At 47.2% G+C, this 22,027-nt stretch carries 13 protein-coding genes; 9 read left to right on the top strand and 4 right to left on the bottom strand.

The features are described 5' to 3' along the window. The first annotated feature begins 62 nt into the window (after positions 1–62). The 7 genes from GJV52_RS09890 to clpP all read left to right on the top strand — a co-directional run bounded on the left by GJV52_RS09890 (position 63) and on the right by clpP (position 9,149). Positions 63–752 (top strand): 16S rRNA pseudouridine(516) synthase, encoded by a 690-nt coding sequence (locus GJV52_RS09890; protein WP_100563578.1) that lies wholly within the window; start codon positions 63–65, stop codon positions 750–752. A 550-nt stretch (positions 753–1,302) separates the two neighbouring features. Then, positions 1,303–1,500, top strand: a complete 198-nt coding sequence (locus tag GJV52_RS09885) for a CsbD family protein (RefSeq protein ID WP_095503371.1) — start codon at positions 1,303–1,305, stop codon at positions 1,498–1,500. Positions 1,501–1,807: 307 nt separating this feature from the next. Continuing rightward, the gene (locus GJV52_RS09880; RefSeq protein ID WP_095503416.1) at positions 1,808–3,172 is read left to right on the top strand and encodes a sodium-dependent transporter; all 1,365 of its coding nucleotides are present in this window, start codon (positions 1,808–1,810) and stop codon (positions 3,170–3,172) included. 262 nt (positions 3,173–3,434) lie between these two features. After that, the gene (locus GJV52_RS09875) at positions 3,435–5,759 is read left to right on the top strand and encodes a DNA translocase FtsK (RefSeq protein ID WP_369832010.1); all 2,325 of its coding nucleotides are present in this window, start codon (positions 3,435–3,437) and stop codon (positions 5,757–5,759) included. 169 nt (positions 5,760–5,928) lie between these two features. Next, positions 5,929–6,680, top strand: a protein-coding gene (locus GJV52_RS09870; protein WP_195690028.1) for an IS5 family transposase whose coding sequence is annotated in 2 segments (ribosomal slippage) — positions 5,929–6,148 and positions 6,148–6,680 — 753 coding nt in all. Because the reading frame shifts where the segments join, the coding sequence is not laid out codon by codon here. A 258-nt stretch (positions 6,681–6,938) separates the two neighbouring features. Next, positions 6,939–8,249, top strand: a complete 1,311-nt coding sequence (tig, locus tag GJV52_RS09865; protein WP_095502197.1) for a trigger factor — start codon at positions 6,939–6,941, stop codon at positions 8,247–8,249. 270 nt (positions 8,250–8,519) lie between these two features. Next, positions 8,520–9,149, top strand: coding sequence for an ATP-dependent Clp endopeptidase proteolytic subunit ClpP (gene clpP, locus GJV52_RS09860; RefSeq protein ID WP_095502198.1), 630 nt, complete (start codon positions 8,520–8,522; stop codon positions 9,147–9,149). 178 nt (positions 9,150–9,327) lie between these two features. Here clpP and GJV52_RS09855 read toward each other — a convergent pair whose 3' ends face one another. The 4 genes from GJV52_RS09855 to GJV52_RS09840 form a co-directional block, all read right to left on the bottom strand. Then, positions 9,328–11,805, bottom strand: a complete 2,478-nt coding sequence (locus GJV52_RS09855) for a glycogen/starch/alpha-glucan phosphorylase (protein WP_369832067.1) — start codon at positions 11,803–11,805, stop codon at positions 9,328–9,330. Between the two features lie 274 nt (positions 11,806–12,079). Further along, on the bottom strand, positions 12,080–14,074 hold the full coding sequence (gene glgX, locus GJV52_RS09850; RefSeq protein ID WP_100563897.1) for a glycogen debranching protein GlgX: 1,995 nt from the start codon (positions 14,072–14,074) through the stop codon (positions 12,080–12,082). 306 nt (positions 14,075–14,380) lie between these two features. Continuing rightward, on the bottom strand, positions 14,381–18,697 hold the full coding sequence (gene glgB / locus GJV52_RS09845) for a 1,4-alpha-glucan branching protein GlgB (RefSeq protein ID WP_100563895.1): 4,317 nt from the start codon (positions 18,695–18,697) through the stop codon (positions 14,381–14,383). 251 nt (positions 18,698–18,948) lie between these two features. Continuing rightward, complete coding sequence (locus GJV52_RS09840) at positions 18,949–19,428, bottom strand: FKBP-type peptidyl-prolyl cis-trans isomerase (RefSeq protein WP_100563893.1); 480 nt, start codon at positions 19,426–19,428, stop codon at positions 18,949–18,951. A gap of 518 nt (positions 19,429–19,946) precedes the next feature. Here GJV52_RS09840 and GJV52_RS09835 point away from each other — a divergent pair. Both GJV52_RS09835 and GJV52_RS09830 read left to right on the top strand, forming a co-directional pair. Continuing rightward, complete coding sequence (locus tag GJV52_RS09835; protein WP_095503106.1) at positions 19,947–20,240, top strand: hypothetical protein; 294 nt, start codon at positions 19,947–19,949, stop codon at positions 20,238–20,240. A gap of 159 nt (positions 20,241–20,399) precedes the next feature. Beyond that, positions 20,400–21,770, top strand: a complete 1,371-nt coding sequence (locus GJV52_RS09830) for an FAD-binding oxidoreductase (protein ID WP_095503111.1) — start codon at positions 20,400–20,402, stop codon at positions 21,768–21,770. Positions 21,771–22,027: the final 257 nt, after the last annotated feature.

Genomic DNA, 22,027 nt, shown 5'->3' with positions numbered 1-22,027 from the left:
CCTTTCAGACGGCCTAAATTACAGTACAATAGGCCGTCTGAACCTTGATTCCCTATACTATTATGCAACTTCTCAAATACCTGCAATCACAAGGCCTCGGTAGCCGCAAGCAATGCCAATGGCTGATCGACAACGATTGCGTCGTGATTAACGGCGACATTTGGAACAACGCCAAAAGCACCATCGAACCTGCCGATGTCAACACGCTCAGCATTGACGGCGATGACGTGGTGGTCGTACCCATGCCCCACTTCTATATTCTGCTCAACAAACCTGCCAATTACGAAACCTCGCACAAACCGCAGCAATACCCGAGTGTATTCAGCCTGTTTCCCGACCACATGCGCAATATCGATATGCAGGCAGTTGGCCGCTTGGATGCCGACACCACAGGCGTTTTGCTGATTACCAACGACGGCCAGTTCAACCACCGCGTGACCTCACCCAAGCATAAAGTGGCGAAAATTTACCGCGTGACACTCAAACACGCCGCTGATGACAGCTTGTGCGAAACCTTGAAAAACGGCGTGCTATTACATGACGACAACGAAACCGTTCGCGCAGCCGAAGCTTATTTGGAAGATGCCAACACGCTGATCATGACGATTACCGAAGGCAAATACCACCAAGTCAAACGCATGGTGGCCGCTGCCGGCAACCGGGTCGCACAGCTACATCGCGATAAATTCGGCGATTGGGACACGCAAAATTTAGCCGCGGGCGAATGGAAATTTATCCAAATGGATTATTGAATTGTGTTTTTGCAAAAAATCATTACACATTTTGAATTTTTAAATTCAATAAAATCAATTAATTATTTAGCATCTTTTATAATTAACAAAACTTAACACAAATATCGCTGAACTATTATATAATTCGCCTGTCTGAGTAACACTTGCTTCGAGAGAAGTAAGTAAGTGAGTAAGACGTTTTCCCCGTAATGTGTTTGGCCATCTATACTTTTCCCCTTAGTATAGATGGTTTTTTTTATCCCAAATTTATCATCAATTAACAAATAGCTTTTGATTAATTTATTTTACTACTCTAGCCAATTTAGCCTGCTATCTAAATCGTCATTCAAGTTTTACCAAACCATGATTTTGTCTGTTTTCTTTAAAATTTAATTGTTTAAGTAAATGCTATTTCATTCATTTTAAATATTTTTCTAGAAAACAATGAGATAAAATATTTAATTGTAAAGGCAGTGATTTCCCTACTTGCACAGCCAAGCGCGTTTGGTTACGATGGTTTCACACAAGACACAAAGTGTGTACCCCTTAAAACATAACGAAAGGAACTGGTATGAACTGGGATCAAGTAGAAGGTAAATGGGATCAATTAAAAGGTAAAGCCAAAGTGAAATGGGGCCAATTAACCGATGATGATTGGGCAGTCGTAGAAGGCCAACGCGATCAGTTGGCAGGACGCATTCAAGAGCGTTACGGCTACACCAAAGAACAAGTTGAAAAAGAATTGGACGATTGGGTTAACGACCGCTAATCCGACATCTATTTTCTAGATGAACATTAAAAAACCTGCCTATGGCAGGTTTTTTCGTTTTAATTCTCTACAGGTTTGCGCAGTAACAGCACAAGATCTTTCTCAAATCTGAATCGTTAACTCAATCTCAAACCAGTCTTTTTACCTGTTTTGTTTTCAGATGGCCTAAATTATGACTATTTTTCACTACAAAATTTCTCTTTTTTAGTATTATTCACTATAGGCCTTTTTGATATTCAGCTAAATTGCATACTTTATCAGGCGTATAATATTGCCGTTTAGTTTTGCTTGTTATGAATATATTAATATGAATTCTTCCCAACCCCGTCAAACCTGGTCAAACCGATTGACCTATATTCTGACTGTTGCCGGCGCGACGGTCGGCTTCGGCGCTACTTGGCGTTTTCCCTATTTAGTCGGTGAAAACGGCGGCGGCGCGTATGTATTTTTATTTTGTATTGCCATGATTGTGATCGGTATTCCGATGATTTTGGTGGAAAACGTGATTGGTCGGCGTAAAGGCGTCAACGCGCTGGATGCCTTTGGCGGCGAACTCAACGGCAAACCGGTACCAAAAATCTGGAAACTTGTCGGCTGGATGGGCTTACTCGGCGCATTCGGCATCATGGCTTATTATATGGTGCTTGGCGGCTGGGTTATCAGCTATATCATGAACTTAATCGATGGCGGCTTGGATGTGTCGCAACCGATTCACGGAGAAGTCACCAAAGCATTTTTTAGCGAACATATTGAAAATAGCCCATGGTCGATTGCGCTTTACACCCTGCTGTTTGTGTTGGCGAACTATTTTATTTTGGTCAAAGGCGTGATTGGCGGCATTGAAAAAGCAGCCAAATACTTAATGCCGCTGCTGTTTTTATTCCTGATTGCGATGGTGGTGCGCAACGTTACCCTACCCGGCGCGATGGAAGGCATCACGTTTTATCTGAAACCCGATTTCAGCAAAATCACGGCGCAATTGTTTGTCTTCGTGCTCGGACAAGTATTTTTCGCCTTGAGTTTAGGCTTCGGCGTGATGATTACCTTGTCGAGCTATTTGGATAAAAACGAAAATCTGGTTCAGACGGCCGTCATCACCGCCGTTACCAATACCTTGATTGCAGTATTGGCGGGCTTTATGATTTTTCCTTCACTCTTCAGCTTTGGTGTAGCGCCAAATTCCGGCCCGACATTGGTGTTTCAAAGCCTGCCGATCGTGTTTTCCAATATGTGGGCAGGCTCTGTGTTTGCGGTGATTTTCTTCTCGCTGCTGCTGATTGCCGCGCTCACCACTTCTTTAACCATTTACGAAGTGTTGATTACGGCGCTACAGGAAAAAACCAAAATCCGTCGTGCTGCAGCGATTACCATTGTATTGGGCGGTATTTATGTATTGGGCAATATTCCATCGATTTTAGCTTATGGCCCTTGGCGGGATATTTCAATTTTCGGCCGCAATATTTTTGATGCTTTCGATTTCATCAGCGGCAATATTCTGTTTATGCTCACGGCTTTGGGCTCGGCATTGTTTGTCGGCTTTATGATGAAAGATGAAGCGAAAGACGAATTGCGTCATCAAGGCAACGACACCACTGTGAATATTTGGTTCAACTATGTCAAATATTTGGTGCCGTTGGTGATTCTACTGATTTTTATCAGCAACCTGATTTAAGACCAATCATTTAGGCCGTCTGAAACATTTCAGACGGCCTTTGTGTATATTACGACAGCGGTTTATTGTATAATTCGGCATTACGCACATTACTTTTAGACGCCGTTTCAGACGGCCTCTGCAACAGAATTCTATGGCCACAAAATCTACGAAAACACCTCCCAAACCCAAAGTCAAAGCCAAAACGGAAGCCGCCAAGCCTGCTGTGCGCCGCTCAGCCAAAGCACAAGCTGCTGCCCAGCCCAATAAGTTGTCGGAAAGCCTGAAAGCAGCCAAAGCCTTACAAAAAGACGAAGAAAAAAAAGCCCGCCCCGAGCATGTAGTGAACCTCATCAACGACACCATGTGGCTGTTCGGCTTGGTGATGACCATTTATCTGGCGATTTCTTTATTGAGCTTTGACATGAGCGATCCGGCGTGGTCGCGCAGCGTGGCCAACACCAGCAAAGTGCAAAACTTCGGCGGCTTGTTCGGCGCGTATGTATCAGACATTGGCTATTACCTATTCGGCCTGTCGTTTTGGTGGTGGATTATCGCCTCGGGTATGTTTCTCTATAAAAACTTCCGTCCGCTGCAAAAGCAAGAAAACCATAAACCCTACAATCACGGCGTAGCGGCTTTGGCCTTATTTTTGCTGCTGGTGTGCAGCCCGATTTTGGAGCACTTCGCATTCGATGCCGCATTGAATGACTCGCTGCCCGTGGGTGCCGGTGGTTTAATCGGTGCGTTTGCCGGTTCGGGATTGGGTTGGCTGCTGGGCAAATCCGGCAGCCTGTTGATTATGTTTGTTGTGTTACTGTTGGCTATTTCACTGCTGGCGCAAGTTTCGTGGCTGGAAGTATTGGCTAAAACCGGCCACAATGCCGAAAAAAACCTGCAAAACCTCAAACAAAAAATCGCCGATAAAAAGCAGCAAAAAGCCGACGACACCACCGATTTGCGCGACACCAAACCGGCTCGCCGCCTATTGAAAGAAGCCAAGACCATCACTGCTGAGCCTATGCAGAAAATCGAAGGCAGCAGCAGCAACCGCAAAGCCGTGACCGTATCCGTAGCGCCGCCGCCTAAAATTCAAACGTCTTTGTTTGACGACCATAAAGAGCCGCAAGCCGTGGGCGAATACCACAAACCGAGCATGAATTTGCTGCGCATACCTGAAGGTGAACCGGTAGCCGTTGATCCCGATGTGTTGCAGCAAACTGCCGAACGCATCGAATCCAAGCTGGCCGAATTTGGCATTGGCGTGCAAGTAGTGTCGGCCACCGCAGGCCCTGTGATTACCCGTTTTGAAATTGAACCGGCGCAAGGCGTGAAAGGCAGCCAGATTGTTGGTTTGGCCAAAGACTTGGCGCGTTCGATGTCGGTGCAGGCCGTGCGCGTGGTGGAAACCATTGCCGGTAAAAACACCATGGGCATCGAATTGCCAAACGAACACCGCCAAGACGTGATGCTGAGCGAAATCTTGTCTTCAGAAGTGTTTAACGAAGCGAAATCGAAGCTGACTGTCGCCTTGGGCAAAGACATTTCCGGCAATCCGGTAGTCGGCGATTTGGCCAAAATGCCCCATTTATTGGTAGCCGGTATGACCGGTTCGGGCAAATCCGTCGGCGTCAACGGCATGATTATGTCCATGCTGTATAAAGCCACGCCGGATGAAGTGCGCTTCATCATGATTGACCCCAAAATGCTGGAATTGAGCATTTACGACGGCATCCCGCACCTGCTCTGCCCGGTGGTCACCGATATGCGTGAAGCCGGTCAGGCGCTGAACTGGTGTGTGGCCGAAATGGAAAAACGCTACCGCCTGCTTTCCCATGCCGGCGTGCGCAATTTAGACGGCTTCAATAAGAAAGTCGAAGATGCCAAAGCAGCAGGCAAGCCGTTGCTGAACCCTTTCAGCTTAAATCCTGATGACCCCGAGCCATTGGAAAAACTGCCGCTGATTGTGTTGGTGATTGATGAATTGGCCGATTTGATGATGACCGAACGCAAAGCCGTCGAGCAGCAAATCGCCCGCTTGGCGCAAAAAGCGCGTGCCGCTGGCATTCACATGATTGTTGCCACACAACGCCCGAGTGTCGATGTGGTAACCGGTTTAATCAAAGCCAACATCCCGACGCGCATGGCCTTTACCGTGCAAAGTAAAATCGACAGCCGCACCATTCTCGACCAAATGGGCGCAGACGAATTGCTGAAATACGGTGACTCTTTATTCCTGCAACCGGGCAGCGCCGAGCCAACCCGCGTGCAAGGTGCGTTTGTCTCGGATGATGAAGTGCATAAAGTCGTTGCCCATGTCAAAGAACAAGCCCCAACCCGCTACATCGAAGGCTTGCTCAGCGGTGAAGCAGCTTTGGAAACCACAAACATCGTCAACCCAAATGCCGACAGCGACGAATTATTCGACCAAGCCGTTGCATTTGTGTTAGACAGCAAAAAAACCTCAATTTCCGCTTTGCAACGCCAATTACGCATCGGCTACAACCGTGCGGCTAATTTGATGGAAGCATTGGAAAACGCAGGAGTGGTCACCCCTGCCGACATCAGCGGCAGCCGCCGCATTTTGGCGCAAAAAGACCAGCTTTGATTTTAAACATGGCAAAGGCCGTCTGAAAATTTTAGTTTTCAGACGGCCTTTTTAGATATACAAGGATAAAAAATAAATCAGCGTATTAGGGCGTGTCCCTAATTTGAATAAGCCCAAAAGAGCCCTATTTTAACCCTATATTCCAACGAAATATAGGCAAACACAAACAATGGCGAGAACCGCAATAACTGACAACATATGGGAACAATTACAAACAACCATGAAAGCGCACGGCTGTCATCAATGGAAGAACGACCGTACCGTGATGGAAGCCATACTATGGAAGCTAAGAACAGGTGCACCATGGCGAGACATACCTATTGAGCTAGGGTCATGGAAAACCGCTTATAACCGCTTTAACCGATGGTCTAAAAAAGGCTTGTGGCAGAATTTTTTTTTGATCTACGAAAAGAAATTGACAAAGAATGGGTATTCATCGACGGAAGTTATGTACGGTGTCATCAACATGCAAGTGGAGCTCGGCGTGGTTTCGATAGAGCAATTGGACAAAGCCGTGGCGGAAACACGACAAAAATACACCTATGTGTGGACTCGCATGGAAATCCGCTCGATTTTAAAGTCACTGGGGGTAACGTGCACGACAGTCAAGTTGCAAACGACTTGATAGAAGTCATACAAGAAGCCCAGTATTTTATCGCTGACAAAGGGTATGACTCGCAAGAAATCAGAGATAAAGCGATAGAACACGGTATGAAAGCTATTATACCAAAGCGTAAAAATGCCAAGAAAACTAACCCTGATTTTGATAGCTACCTTTATAAATTACGCCACTTAGTCGAGAATGCATTTGCACGATTAAAGCAGTTTCGTAGTATTGCTACTCGCTATGAGAAATTAGCTCGTAATTTTAAATCGATGCTTTACTTGGCTTGCTCTATTATTCATGCTAAGTTAAATTGAGGACACGCCCTAATCTGAATCATGGTTTATTTTGTTACCTGCTGATTCAAATCACACCACAGGCCGTCTGAATCGACCAATTTTCAGACGGCCTTATCGCCTATTATTCAAACATTGTGCTATACTAGTCGGCTGAATTTTATCCCTTTTGCAACCAATGGCCGCCTGAGGCTGCCGATTGTTGTTTTGCCGCCTTTGAAGGCAAATCACGCAAACAGGTTTCCATCCATTAATCAACAAGATATTTAAGGGCTTACGATGAGCGTAACTGTAGAAACTTTAGAAAACTTGGAACGCAAAGTAATTGTGTCTCTGCCTTGGGCTGAAATCAACGCAGAAACCGACAAACGTTTGAAACAAACCCAACGCCGCGTAAAAATCGACGGCTTCCGTCCGGGCAAAGCCCCATTGAAAATGGTTGCGCAAATGTACGGCGCAAGCGCGCAAAACGATGTGATGAACGAATTGGTTCAACGTGCATTCTACGACATCGCGGTAAGCGAAAACCTGAAAGTAGCCGGTTTCCCACGTTTTGAAGGCGTGGAAGAGCAAGACGACCAAGAATCTTTCAAAATCGCTGCGATTTTTGAAGTATTTCCTGAAGTCGTAATTGGCGACTTGTCTGCACAAGAAGTTGAAAAAGTAACGGCCAACGTTGGCGATGCCGAAGTTGACCAAACAGTTGAAATCCTGCGCAAACAACGTACCCGCTACAACCACGTTGAGCGCGAAGCGAAAAACGACGACCGCGTAATCATCGATTTTGAAGGCAAAATCGACGGCGAATTGTTTGAAGGCGGTTCTTCTAAAAACTACGCATTCGTATTGGGCGCGGGTCAAATGTTGCCTGAATTCGAAGCAGGCGTTGTGGGCATGAAAGCCGGCGAAAGCAAAGACGTTGAAGTAAACTTCCCTGAAGAATACCACGGCAAAGAAGTGGCCGGTAAAACTGCCGTGTTCACCATCACTTTGAACAACGTTTCTGAGCCGACCTTGCCGGAAGTGGACGCTGATTTCGCTAAAGCCCTGGGCATTGCAGACGGCGATGTGGCTAAAATGCGTGAAGAAGTGAAGAAAAATGTTGGTCGCGAAGTTGAGCGCCGCATTCAAGACCAAACCAAAGATTCTGTAATGGAAGCTTTATTGAAAGCATCTGAATTGCAAGTGCCTAACGCTTTGGTAAACGAAGAAGCTACCCGCTTGGCCAACGAAATGAAACAAAACTTCGTAAACCAAGGCATGGCTGATGCTGCCAACTTGGATTTGCCAATCGACATGTTCAAAGAGCAAGCCGAGCGCCGCGTATCTTTGGGCTTGATTTTGGCTAAAGTGGTTGAAGAAAACAAACTGGAACCAACTGAAGAGCAAATCAAAGCCGTTGTGGCCAACTTTGCTGAAAGCTACGAAGATCCACAAGAAGTCATCGACTGGTACTACGGCGACGAAAGCCGCTTGCAAGGCCCGACTTCTTTGGCCGTTGAAAGCAACGTGGTTGACTTCGTATTGGGCAAAGCCAAAGTTACTGAAAAAACCTTGTCATTTGACGAAGTAATGGGCGCACAAGCCTAATCTGCCGTCTGAAAAATGACATCATGAAGCACTAAAGCGGCGCGCAAAGCGCGCTTTGGTGCTTTTTGCTTCTTGAGTGCATTATCGTTGTTTACAATAAAAATAAAATAAGGCAACAGCGGCCGCTTGTATATCCGACATAAGGACGATGGCAACGCTGTATTATTTTTATGTTAAACCGCCATACGTTGAAATGCCGGCCATTTGGCACCATATACGGAAAAGATGATTTACCGATTTCCGTATCACTTACTGACAGGAAAAGTCCGCATGACTCCAGACATTCAAAACTATCTCGTTCCCACCGTTATCGAACAAAGCGGCCGTGGCGAACGCGCTTTCGATATTTATTCCCGCTTGCTGAAAGAGCGCATTGTATTTTTAGTCGGCCCCGTAACCGACGAATCTGCCAATCTGGTGGTGGCGCAATTGCTGTTTTTAGAAAGCGAAAATCCGGATAAGGATATTTATTTCTACATCAATTCCCCGGGCGGCTCGGTTACCGCAGGCATGTCGATTTACGACACCATGAATTTCATTAAGCCTAACGTATCGACTTTGTGTTTGGGTCAGGCTGCCAGTATGGGCGCATTCTTGCTGTCTGCCGGCGAAAAAGGCAAACGCTTTGCCCTGCCAAATAGCCGCATCATGATTCACCAACCATTGATTCACGGCGGCTTATCCGGCCAAGCATCCGACATCGAAATCCATGCCAAAGAGCTGATTAAGATTAAAGAAAAACTCAACCGTTTGCTGGCGAAACATTGCGACCGCGATTTGGCTGATTTGCAACGCGATACCGACCGCGACAATTACATGTCTGCCGATGAAGCCAAAGAATACGGCTTAATCGACCAAGTATTGGAAAGCCGCGAAGCATTGTTGGCAGAAACCAACTAAATCTGTTATCTAAAAAGGCCGTCTGAAATCCATTTTTTCAGACGGCCTTTTGATAAATAAATAGCAAATAATCAAAATATCTCTTTGCTTTATCTTGTATGATACAAATCTTCTTCGCCATTAAGAAGGCCGTCTGAAAGCTTTACGTTCAGACGGCCTTTTACATCATCACATTTTATTAGGCACGATGTGGCAACTCTTCTTCAGTCAACGGTTTGATGTACCAAATATCGCGACAATAATCAGCAATCGAGCGGTCTGACGAGAAGAAGCCCATATTGGCAATGTTAATCAAGGCAGAGCGGTTCCAAGCGGCTTTGTCTTTGAAATGCGCATCTGCTTTGGCTTGCGTGTCGATGTAGCTGCGGAAGTCGGCCATCAATTGGTAATGGTCACCATTAGGCTGCAAAACATCGTTGTAGCGGGTCGGCTCTTCCGGTGAGAAGGTGCCGTGGCTGATTTGGTTGACCACACGGCGCAAGTCATGGTCTTGCTCGATGTAGCTCAATGGATCGTAGTCATTGCGGCGGATTTCTTCCACTTGTTCAACAGTGTTACCGAAGATGTAGCAGTGTTCCGCACCAACTTTATCCAGAATTTCAACGTTGGCGCCATCCAAAGTACCCATACAAATCGCGCCATTCAAAGCGAATTTCATGTTACTGGTGCCTGATGCTTCGGTACCGGCCAATGAGATTTGCTCGTGCAAGTCGGCGGCAGGAATGATGATTTGCGCCAAGCTCACGCTGTAGTTCGGGATGTACACCACTTTAATCAAGTCGCGGATGCGGCTGTCGTTGTTGATGATTTTGGCCACATCGTTAATCAAGCGAATGATTTTCTTCGCCATGTAATAAGCCGAAGCGGCTTTACCGGCAAAGATAAACACGCGTGGCTGCCAATCAGCATCCGGGTTTTCCAAGATTTTGTTGTAACGGTCGACAATGTGCATCACGTTCAAGGCTTGGCGTTTGTATTCGTGGATACGTTTGATTTGAATATCAAACAAAGCGTCAGAGTTGACTTTGATGCCCAACTCTTTTTCGATATAGTCGGCCAAGCGTACTTTGGCGGCTTTTTTCACTTCGGCAAACTCGGCCTGAACTTGCGCATCATCGGCTTTGTCGTTCAGTTTGACCAAATTATCTAAGTGCAAACGCCAATCTTGTTCACCCAAATGTTTGTCCAAGAATGAAGTCAATGCCGGATTGGCAATATTAATCCAGCGGCGCGGGGTCACACCGTTGGTCACATTGGTGAAGCGCTCTGGGAAGATTTTGGCAAAGTCGGCAAAAATGGTGTTAACCATCAAATCAGAGTGGATTTTGGCCACACCGTTGACTTTGTGCGAACCAATCACTGCCAACCAGCCCATGCGCACACAGCGGCCATGGGTTTCGTCAATAATCGACACACGGCTGACAAATTCATCATCAAAATTACCAATGGCACGCAAGGCATTCAGGAAGTAAGCATTGATTTCAAAGATAATGTCCAAATGGCGCGGCAACAAGCGACCCATCAAATCAACCGACCACGTTTCCAAGGCTTCGCTCATCAAAGTGTGGTTGGTGTAAGAGAACACTTTGCAGGAAATATTCCATGCTTCAGTCCACGATAAGCCCTCTTCATCGATCAAAATGCGCATCAATTCAGGAATCGCCAATACCGGATGGGTATCGTTCAAGTGAATCGCTACTTCATCGGCCAAGGTGCGGATATTCGGGAAACGGCATTTGTGGCGTGCGATGATGTCTTGCACGGAAGCTGAAACCAAGAAATATTCTTGTTTCAAGCGCAATTCGCGGCCGCTTTCGGTTGAGTCGTTCGGATACAACACGCGGGAAATGTTTTCATCGCTGTTTTGCGCGCGCACGGCAGATGCGTAATCACCGCGGTTAAAGTCGGCCAAATCAAACAGATTGCCGGCATGTGCTGTCCACAAGCGCAATGGGTTGGCCACGTCGCCGCCGTAGCCAGGAATAATTTCATCATAAGCCCAAGCCGAAATTTCTTCGCTCGGATGCCATTCTTTTTTGTCGCCCATGTTCAACACTTGGCCACCGAAGCTGACCGCATATTGTTTGTTTGGACGGGCAAACTGCCATGCCAAATCCTGATCCAGCCACAAATCGGGTTTTTCAACCTGCTGGCCGTCCACGATTTCTTGTTTGAACATACCGTATTGATAGCGAATGCCGTAGCCCATGGCCGGAATGCGCAAGGTTGCCAATGAATCCAAGAAACACGCAGCCAAGCGACCCAAACCACCGTTACCCAAGCCCGGATCTTGCTCTTGTTCGCATACATCGGCAAATTCTTTGCCCAATTGCTTGAACGCTTCTTCAAATTCAGCGTACACGCCCTCGTTAATCAACGCATTGACAAACGAGCGGCCCAACAAGAATTCCATAGAAAGATAGTAAACCATGCGTTTGCTGTTTTCGATGTGGGCGCGGCGGGTTTTGAGGAAATCCTCGGCAATTAAATCGCGTGCAGCCAGCATGGCGGCATTCAGCCATTGATGCTCATCAGCATCTTTCGGGTCAACACCCAAAATAAAAATCAGTTTGTAAACAATCGATTTGCGGATGGTTTCAGCATCCGGTTTCGGCATAACATAATCGTAGCCTGAGATAGGAAGTTTCTGAGCCATGATAGCCTTTCTTTTTTCGTGTGTTTCAACACACAGTGATGAAATCAGGCCGTCTGAATGGTTTCAGACGGCAAAAATAGGAAAATGGATTGAATCAAATTCAATATACAATTCGATGTAAAACTACAAAATTAGTTTAATTCTGGGCAATCAGTGTATCTTTCCGACTGCCAATATATTCAGACGGCCTCAGATGAATACCACTCAATCTTGAGCTGAACAGAACCGATATGCGTCGATTTTACCTGAGCTTCTATTAAAACACTATTAAAATCTATGCTTTACTCGCTTTGCGTAAAACCCATATACCCATGTGCGACACTTCGCATTGCTGAGCCATCGGTTCGTAATTAAATTTCTCAGATGGTACGCAAGAAACTTTCCAACTTCCTTGAGGTAGGTTAAATAACTGCGTACTACGCTTGCCATTCACCAATAACAACCATTCGTCATCCAGCAAAACCTGCATGGCTTTTACGCTGTGGTCATTCCAGCATTTATCCGTCATTTCAAGGCCGTCTGAATTGAGCCAAGTGACGTGTGTTTTATCCCACCATTTATCTGCATTTAATGATTTGATTTTCTTGCGAATTTCAATCAAATCATGCACATAATCCTGCAGTACATGCGTTTCAGACAGCCAATCCAGCCATGTGATGGCATTATCTTGGCAGTAGCCATTGTTGTTGCCCTGCTGGCTATTGCTGAATTCATCGCCAGAAAGCAACATCGGCGTGCCGGCAGATAAAAATAATGAGGCCAGCAAAGCTTTGACAGTGTATTCGCGCGACTGCAATACACACGGATCATCGCTCTCACCTTCTACGCCGTGGTTGTAGCTGAAGTTTTCATTGTGGCCGTCGCGGTTTAGCTCGCCGTTAGACTCGTTGTGTTTTTCGTTGTAGCTCACCAAATCCTGCAAGGTAAAACCATCGTGTGCGGTGATGAAATTGATGCTGGCCGATGGCAATCGCCCACTGTGGTCGAACATATCGGCAGAACCCGACAAACGCTCAGCAAATGCACCAAGATTGCCGTTTTCCCAGCTCCAAAAAGCGCGCATATCATCGCGGAACAAGCCATTCCATTCGGCAAAAGGCTGTGGGAATTTGCCCACATGGTAGCCGTCTTCACCAATATCCCACGCTTCGGCAATCATTTTACGACCAGCCAACAGCGGATCTTGAAACAGCATATTGAAGAAGCGGCCATAAGTTTTAAATGCCGGTTCGCGGCCGAGAATCGTGCCCAAATCAAAGCGGAAGCCGTCAACGTGAAACTCTTCCACCCAATAGCGCAGGCTATCCATCACCCAGCGGCTGATGTCACGGTTCACCACTTTAAGTGTGTTGCCGCAGCCCGACCAGTTTTCATATTCATACTGCGCGTCTTGCCAATACCACAGCGAATTATCCATGCCGCGTTGACATAAGGTCGGCCCTTCAATGTCTTGTTCGGCAGTGTGATTGTAGACAACATCCAAAATCACTTCGATACCGGCCGCATGCAAAGCTTTGGCTGCCTGCCTGAATTCGTCGGCGGCATTGTCGGGATTAGCCGCGTAATCGGGTTCTACCGCAAAATGCGAATAAGTGTTGTAGCCCCAATAATTCGACAAACCCATTTTCTGCAAATGGTATTCATCCAAATGCTGATGTATAGGAAGCAACTCAATCGTGGTGATGCCCAATTTTTTCAAATAAGCAATCACGCGCTTATCGGCCAATGCTTGATAAGTACCCGCATTCGCCAAATCAGGAAATTTCTTGGTAAAACCTTTGACATGCGCTTCATAAATCACCGTATCGCCCCAAGCAATATCGGGATGGCGGTCATCGCCCCAATCAAAATCAGAAGGCGGCACCACCACGCTTTTGGGCGCAATGGCCGCATTATCACGGCCGTCTGTATGATGAAACCACGCCATTTCTTTTTCGTTGCGGTATTGCGGCACGCCGTCAATCTGCTTTGAATAAGGGTCAATCAGCAGCTTTTGCGGATTGAAAAAAGCACAATGCGCACCATAGCCCTGCCCATACACACGAAAACCATAGCGCTGCCCTGCTTTAATATTGGGCACAAAGCCGTAAAACACCGTGCCTGAGCGACAAGGCAGTTCTAAGCGCGTTTCTTTTTCCCCGTCAAACAAACACAATTCAACCGATTGTGCGTAATACGAAAATACAGCAAAATTCGCCCCGTTTTCCCGCAAAGACACGCCCAAAGGATACGGGCGGCCTGCTTCAATATGCCATGCTTCGGCATTCATATCATTTACCTTATTTCAACTTATGGATTCAAACTGATGATGTGGCTATTTCTTACATATCAGGCTGAGACCTTTGCAAAACTCCAGATTTGAGTACAGTTCAAAGTTATAGCAGCGCAGAAGCGCAGACATATCACGAAGATAGGCAAGCTTTCGAGCAGCGCATAACGAAGAAATGTGCCAAAGATGGGGATTTTGCAAAGGTCTCAAGTCGTCTGAACATGCCAACATCAAAACTTCTATATTATATTTAGCCTAAACCGCTGTTTCAGACGGCCTCTGAAACAGCGGTTTCCGATAAACTGCTTATGCTTCGACAGTATCGCTTTCAAGCTCTTCTGCTTCAAGTGTTTCAGGCTTATCGGCGGCTTTATACAAATACACGGTGGCCAACGGCGGAATTTTCACCGACAGTGAATTCGGTTTGCCGTGTGAAGCGATGTCTTCACTTGCCACTTCCGCACCGGCACTCACGCCGCTGCCTTTATAGGCGGTTTGGTCGGAATTCATGATTTCACAATACACGCCTGCTTGATTCACGCCGAAGCGATAGGCATCGTGCACCACTGGCGTAAAGTTGCTGATGACGATAATGGTGTTGCCTTCGCGGTCGCGGCGTTCAAATACGAATACAGAATTGTTGCCATCATCGGTCACCAGCCATTCAAAGCCTTCTGGCCATTGGTCAAGCTGATACAGTGGTGCGTTGGCTTGATAAATGTGGTTTAAATCGCGCACATAATCCTGCATGCCTTTGTGCCAGCCGCCTTCTTCTTCCAGCAAATACCAATCCAAGCCTTCGTTGTAATTCCACTCGCGGCCTTGCGCAAATTCGTTGCCCATAAACAGCAATTTTTTGCCCGGGAAGCCGAACATAAAACCGTAATAAGCGCGTAAATTGGCAAACTGCTGCCAGCAATCTCCCGGCATACGCCCCAACAGCGAATATTTGCCATGCACTACTTCATCATGCGACAGCGGCAACACAAAGTTTTCGCTGTATTGATACATCATGGCAAAAGTGATTTTGTCGTGATGGTATTTGCGGTTGATTGGGTCTTCCTGCATGTAGCGCAAGGTATCGTTCATCCAGCCCATATTCCATTTGTAGCTGAAATTCAAACCTTCTTGGCGGGTCACATTTGGAAATGAAGTCGAATCTTCGGCAATTTGCGTCGAATTTGGCACTTCTGATTTCAACATGGTGTTGGTGTCATGCAAAAATGCAATTGCTTCCAAGTTTTCATTGCCGCCGTATTGGTTTGGAATCCATTCGCCTTCTTTGCGTGAATAATCACGGTTAATCATCGATGCAATCGCATCCACGCGCAAACCGTCAAAACCAAAACGCTCAATCCAATACAGCGCATTGCCTTGCAGGAAGTTTTTCACTTCATTGCGGCCGAAGTTGTAAATCAGCGTGTTCCAATCCTGATGGTAGCCTTCGCGTGGGTCAGCGTGTTCGTATAAAGCGGTGCCGTCAAATTTGTTCAAACCATGATCGTCGACCGGGAAATGGCCGACCACCCAGTCGAGAATCACGCAAATGCCCACATCGTGCGCAGCTTTAATCAAGGCGCGCAATTCATCGGGCGAACCGAAACGGCTGGTCGGCGCATACAAACCAGTGGCTTGATAGCCCCACGAGCCGTCAAACGGATATTCCGAAATCGGCAGCAATTCGATGTGGGTAAAGCCCATGTCTTTCACATACGCCACCAATTCGGTTGCCAGCTGCTCATAGGTCAGCCAGAAATTGTTTTCCGGATTGCGCTTCCACGAACCCAAATGCACTTCGTAAATGCTGATTGGCGCATCAATGGCATTGGCGCGGGCGCGGAATTCCGGCTCAGCCACTTTATCCGGCAAACCGCGCACCACAGAAGCCGTACCCGGCCGCAATTCGGCGGCAAACGCATACGGGTCGGTTTTTTGGCGCACGTTACCGTGAATGTCGCGGATTTCAAAGCGGTATAAATCGTTGAGCTTGATGCCGGGGATAAACATATCCCAAATGCCATTATCACGATGGAAGCGCATCACATGGCGGCGGCCGTCCCACTGGTTAAACTCGCCAATCACCGACACGCGCTGCGCATTCGGTGCCCACACAGCGAAGCTCACACCTTTCACGCCATCGACTTCAGCAAAGTGCGCGCCTAAAGTTTCATACGGCCGCAAATGCTTGCCTTCTGCCAACAACCATGAATCCATGTCTTGCAAAGCCGTGCCGAAACGGTACACATCTTCTTCGCGCACCGCTTCGCCATGTTCGCTGTATTTCACGCTCAAGGCATAGCCGGGCGCATGTTCCGGCAACACGGCCACGAAGAAACCGCGTTCATCAATTTTTTCAGACGGCATAATCAATTTGCCATCGTGGCGGTTGACGATGTCCACACTAAACGCACCCGGAAACAGCGTACGCACCACTTCATCGCCTTCTGCCAAACGGTGTCGGCCGAGATAAGCAAACAAATCGTTGTGTGTCGCCAAAAACAGGCTCTCGACCGTGTCGCGTTCGACGGAATCCAGCTCGTGATAAGCCTTGGTGTGGCTGTTTTTCTTCATGCGTACCTCGTCAATCATGGCAAGTTGTCCGCTCATTAAGCGGTGGTTAGAGAAATCTTCCAGCGTAACCGGCATTTTGCGCGCCCAATTCGGATAACCTTCGGCCACGCCCGGCACGTTGAGGTTATCGCTCATGCCCAGCAGGTTTTCTAATTGCAGGGCAAGCAGTTTGCACTCAGTTTGCGCGGCATAGCGGTGCACCGAACTCATTAAGCCTTCGGTCATTTCAGACGGCATGTCTGTATCTTCAGGTAAGCAGCGGCTTTGTTTTAATTTGGCAAACAAATCGGCTTTATCGTCTTCGCGCTGTTGTAAGGCCGTCTGAAACGCTTCGTCATCGGCAATCGTGCCCAAGCGATGCATGGTGGCCAAATCTTTACCGGTCCAATACGCAGCCAATGGTGCCACGTCGTGGGTGCTGATGACCGCAATCGCTTGATGCGGATAATCTTGCGGCCATTCAAAACCTTGTGCATTTTTACTGAAATACACCACTTTATAAGAATACACCTGATAGCGGTAAAGCAATTCCCGCGCCTGATCTGGCACCGTGCCCAAGTCTTCACCGATAATCACGCATTGATGGCGCTGGCTTTCCAAAGCCAAAATGGCAAACATCGCTTCGGCATCGTAATGCACATACGCGCCATGATCGGCGGTTTGGCTGCCCACCACCCACCACAGGCGGCACAAAGCCATTACATGGTCAATGCGCAAAATACCATATAAACGCATGTTTTCACGCAATAATTGGGCGAATTTTTCATAGCCGTTGTGTTTGAGTGCATAAGGATTCAGTGGCGGCAAATTCCAGTTTTGACCGGTCGGGCCCAGCGGATCCGGTGGCGCACCGACCGACATATCCATGCAGTAATCACGGCGATTCAGCCAAGTATCCGAGCTACCACGCGCCACGCCGACGGCCAAATCGCCGTAAATGCCCAGCTTCACGCCGTGTTTTTGCGCGGCTTGGTTCACTTCGGCCAATTGTTGCGCACACAGCCATTGCAGCCACATATAAAAACGAATTTCGCGCTCGTGGCCTTTGGCAAAATTCTGTACCGCTTCGCTTTGCGGATCTTGATATTCAGACGGCCACGATGTCCAGCCTATCTCACCCGGCTGGTTGTAATATTGGTCTAAGGCTTCAAACAAGCCGAAACCACGCAAGGCTTCGCCCTTTTCAGCAGCAAACACGGCAAAGGCTTCGCGTTCGCGTTGCGCTTCTTCGCAGGTTTCTTTTTCAAACGCATTAAACGCCAATTGCAGCGCATCACGCTTAAACGCCCAAACAGCGGTATAGGTCACGGTATCGGTCAGGCGCAAGGCGGCGATGCGTTGCTGGATATTGGGTTGCGCCAGCCATTTTTTGGCTTTTTCGCCATAGCTGAACGCAGCGACTTTGGCGACATCCAAATAAATCGGATTGAGCCATTCGCGCGATGACGGGCTATATGGGCTGGCATAAGCCGGACGGCTGGTAAACAGTGCATGCAATGGATTAATGCCGATAAAATCCAATTGCTGTTCGGCCGCAAAAGCCATCAAATCGGCCAAATCGGTGAAGTCGCCAATGCCCCAGTTTCGTTCCGAACGCAAGCTGTAAAGATGCGTGGTCAGGCCATTCATTCTCAGGCCGTCTGAAAGCGCTTTAGGCTGATAAACGGATTTCGGTGCCACAATTAAGCGCAGTTTCACCACCGCACCATCGGTGTCGGCAGACAACACATAATAGCCGGCGACCAATTCAGGCAAAGCCACCCGCAAGTTACCGTTGTCGTCATAGGCATTTAAAGCCCAGCTTTCACCGGCTTCGTTTTCCAAACGGTATTGTGCGGCTGAATGAAATGCGGCAGGCAGGTCTAAAGTTTGCCCTTCCTGCTCGCGTACCACCAAAGTATCGACAAACAGGCCGTCTGAAACATCGGTTTGCTGTAAAGATTGAAGAATGGCCTGTAAGACTTCAGGCATGGTTTCATGGTAAATGCCATTGATGTCGTAAAAGCCTAAATCGATGCCGTATTCGCCGGCTCGTATTTCTAATGAGTTCATCGCGTAAATCTGCCGTTGCGGTTAAGAATGTGGTGAGGCTAATCTTAATATAGATTGTGCGGTATCAAATATGTAATCCGACGTAGGCCGCCAATAAAGCGTATTTTTCTCGGCTTGATTTGATTTAAGCCAAGATTTGGTAATCTTTTCAATCAACTGTTTGACTGCACCCATTCAGACCAAAGGCCGTCTGAAGGGTTCGACACACAGGTCAAAACTTTTCAGACGGCCTTTTATTATCCGTTCACAAATTAGTGATGGTGACCATGCGGGCCATGTACATGGCCGTGTTCGATTTCTTCGGCAGATGCTTCACGGATACCGTCGACAGTCGCTTTAAACAACACTTTCATGCCGGCCAAAGGATGGTTGCCATCAACCACGGCTTTACCGTCGGCCACATCGGTTACACGATAGATCAATACTTCGCCGGTTTCGGGATCATCGGCTTCAAACATCATGCCCACTTCTACTTCAACCGGGAACACACCAACATCTTCAATGCGCACCAATTCCGGATCTTGTTCGCCAAACGCATCATCAGGCGACAATGCCACTTCTACGGTCTCACCGACATTTTTGCCGTGTAATGCTTCTTCAACCAATGGGAAAATACCATCGTAGCCGCCATGCAGATACACGATAGGCTCTTCGGTTTTATCCAATAATTGATTGTTGGCATCGTACATTTCGTAATGCAGGGATACTACTGAATTTTTAGCAATCGCCATTTTGTCGTCCTTGTTAATTGTTACCACGTTGATACAAGCTGCATTCTAACACAGAGCCGCTGCTTGAAGTGTGTCATTCTGACGGCGCTAATAAAAGCCGGTAAGCACCATCTTTCGCCACTTGCAAATTAAAACCCGACTTTTCACAAAATTAATATTTATTGTTGCTTTTCCACAACCAAATTGCAAAAATTTCTCAAAATTTAACACTTGGCTTAAATTTTCACGAGATTGTCACAAACTCTGTTATTCAACAGAATAAATAGTTGAATTCAAAAATATTTAGCCGGGATTTTACTGAAGAATTGTTACAAAATTTCCAAAAATCTGGAGCTATTTTGTTATTTTTTCAAACTAAGCAATTCATTCTGCGCTCTCTCTTAATTGTGCGCCGTTGCAATGGCTTATACGGTGGGGCATAATTAAGAAAATTCAGTAATGAATTTCTACTGTAGAGGCCGCTATGCGGCCGTTTTTTAGTTTTTACTTTAAATCGATTTAAAAAAGAAGGTTATAAAATGAAAAATTCATTGTTTGCTGCTGCTTTGTTGTCTTTGACTTTGGCTGCTTGTGGTGGTTCTGAGCCAGCTAAAGATGCTGCTGCTGAAGCTGCTTCTGCTGCCTCTGTTGCTACTGAAGCTGCTGCTTCTGCTGCTGACGCTGCCGCTTCTGCTGCTACTGAAGCTGCTTCTGCTGCTACCGAAGCAACTGTTGAAGCTGCTTCTGAAGCTTCTGATGCTGCTACCGAAGCCGCTTCTGCTGCTGCCGTAGCGACTGAAGCTGCTGCTTCTGCCGCTTCTGCTGCTAACTAATATTCTGATTCAGAATAAAAAAGCAGGATACTTTTTATAAGTATCCTGCTTTTTGTTTTTCAGACGGCCTGTTATACCCTTTTACTTGCACCCAGCTTCTTTACAGATTTGCGCTATAATCCTGATTCATCACAAAACAAAACCAATCATCAGGCCAGCATGGATACCCCGCTACTCACCTCGTTTCAATCATTTCTCGATGCTTCAGAAATTATCGAGCCAACCCCCTCGCTCATCATCGACCAACGCCGCCGCTTCACTTCCACACCGGATATTATCCTGCAACCCAATTCCGTTAAAAGCGTGCAAAAAATCCTGCGCTTTTGTCATGAAAATCGCATTACCATCACCCCGCAAGGCGGCAACACTGGCTTATGCGGCGCGGCGGTCGCCCGTCAAGGCGTGCTGCTTAATCTTTCCAAGCTCAACAAACTGCGCGAAATCAATCTGGCGGATAACAGCATGACGGTCGAAGCCGGCATGATTTTGCAACACGCACAAGAAGCCGCAGCCAATGCCGGCCGCTTGTTTCCCTTAAGTTTGGCCAGCGAAGGCTCCTGCCAAATCGGCGGCAACATCGCCTGCAATGCCGGCGGCCTGAATGTGTTGCGCTACGGTGCGATGCGCGATTTAGTCTTAGGCTTGGAAATCGTCTTACCCAACGGCGAATTGGTTTCACACCTGCAACCTCTGCATAAAAACACCACCGGCTACGACCTGCGCCACTTATTTATCGGCAGTGAAGGCACGCTCGGCGTGATTACCGCCGCCACCTTAAAGCTTTTCGCCCGCCCACAAACCACCGCCACCGCATGGATTGGTTTAGCCAGCATCAATGAAGCGGTGAAGCTGCTCACCCAAATCCAAGGCCACTTTGCCGAACGCTTATCCAGCTTCGAGCTTATCAGCCGCTTCGCCTTAGATTTATCGTCTGAATTCAGTCAATTAACCAAGCCCACTGATGCCGATTGGCATATCTTGATGGAATTGACCGATTCTGTTCCTGATACCGATTTGGCCGATCAATTGGCCGAATACCTTTATGCCCAAGGCTATGAAAACAGCGTGTTAGCACAATCCGAACAAGAACGCCAAGAATTGTGGACTCTGCGCGAAAACATCTCCGCTTCCCAACGCAATTTAGGCACCAGCATTAAGCATGACATCGCCACCCCAATTGCAAATGTGGCTGATTTTGTATCCGAATGCGCCGCCGCCTTAAAAACTCGTTTTGCCGATATCCAAATTGTCTGCTTCGGTCATTTGGGCGACGGCAGCCTGCATTACAACACCTTCCTGCCCGACATCCTAAGCAACGAAGTGTATGAATACGAAAACATCATCAACACCATCGTTTATGAACATATCCTAAAACACCAAGGCACCATCGCAGCCGAACACGGCATCGGCGAAATCAAAAACCATTGGATTCCGCATGTGCGCGATGCGGCCGAAATCGCCTTAATGCGCGCCATTAAAGCGCAATTGGATCCGCACAATATTATGAATCCGGGTAAGCTGTTACCCTAGCTTCATGTATCCAATTATCAGGCTGTCTGAAAAGAAATTTTTCAGACGGCCTGAGACTTTTGTAAAACTCAATTTGAACCAAGAAAACTATACCCGTCATTCCCGCGTAGGCGGGAATCCAGACTGATAATTTTCAGGAATATTTAATTATTTCAGTAATTTTACGTTCTAGATTCCCGCCTACGCGGGAATGACGGTTTGAAGATTTCTGAAAATTGACGATTTTTGCAAAGGTATCGGCCTCTTTATTATTGCTT

The organism is Neisseria brasiliensis, from assembly GCF_009671065.1.
GTDB classification, from domain to species: Bacteria; Pseudomonadota; Gammaproteobacteria; order Burkholderiales; family Neisseriaceae; genus Neisseria; species Neisseria brasiliensis.
Note: the sequence above shows the minus strand (reverse complement) of the source record. Positions and strands in the feature narration are given on the sequence as shown.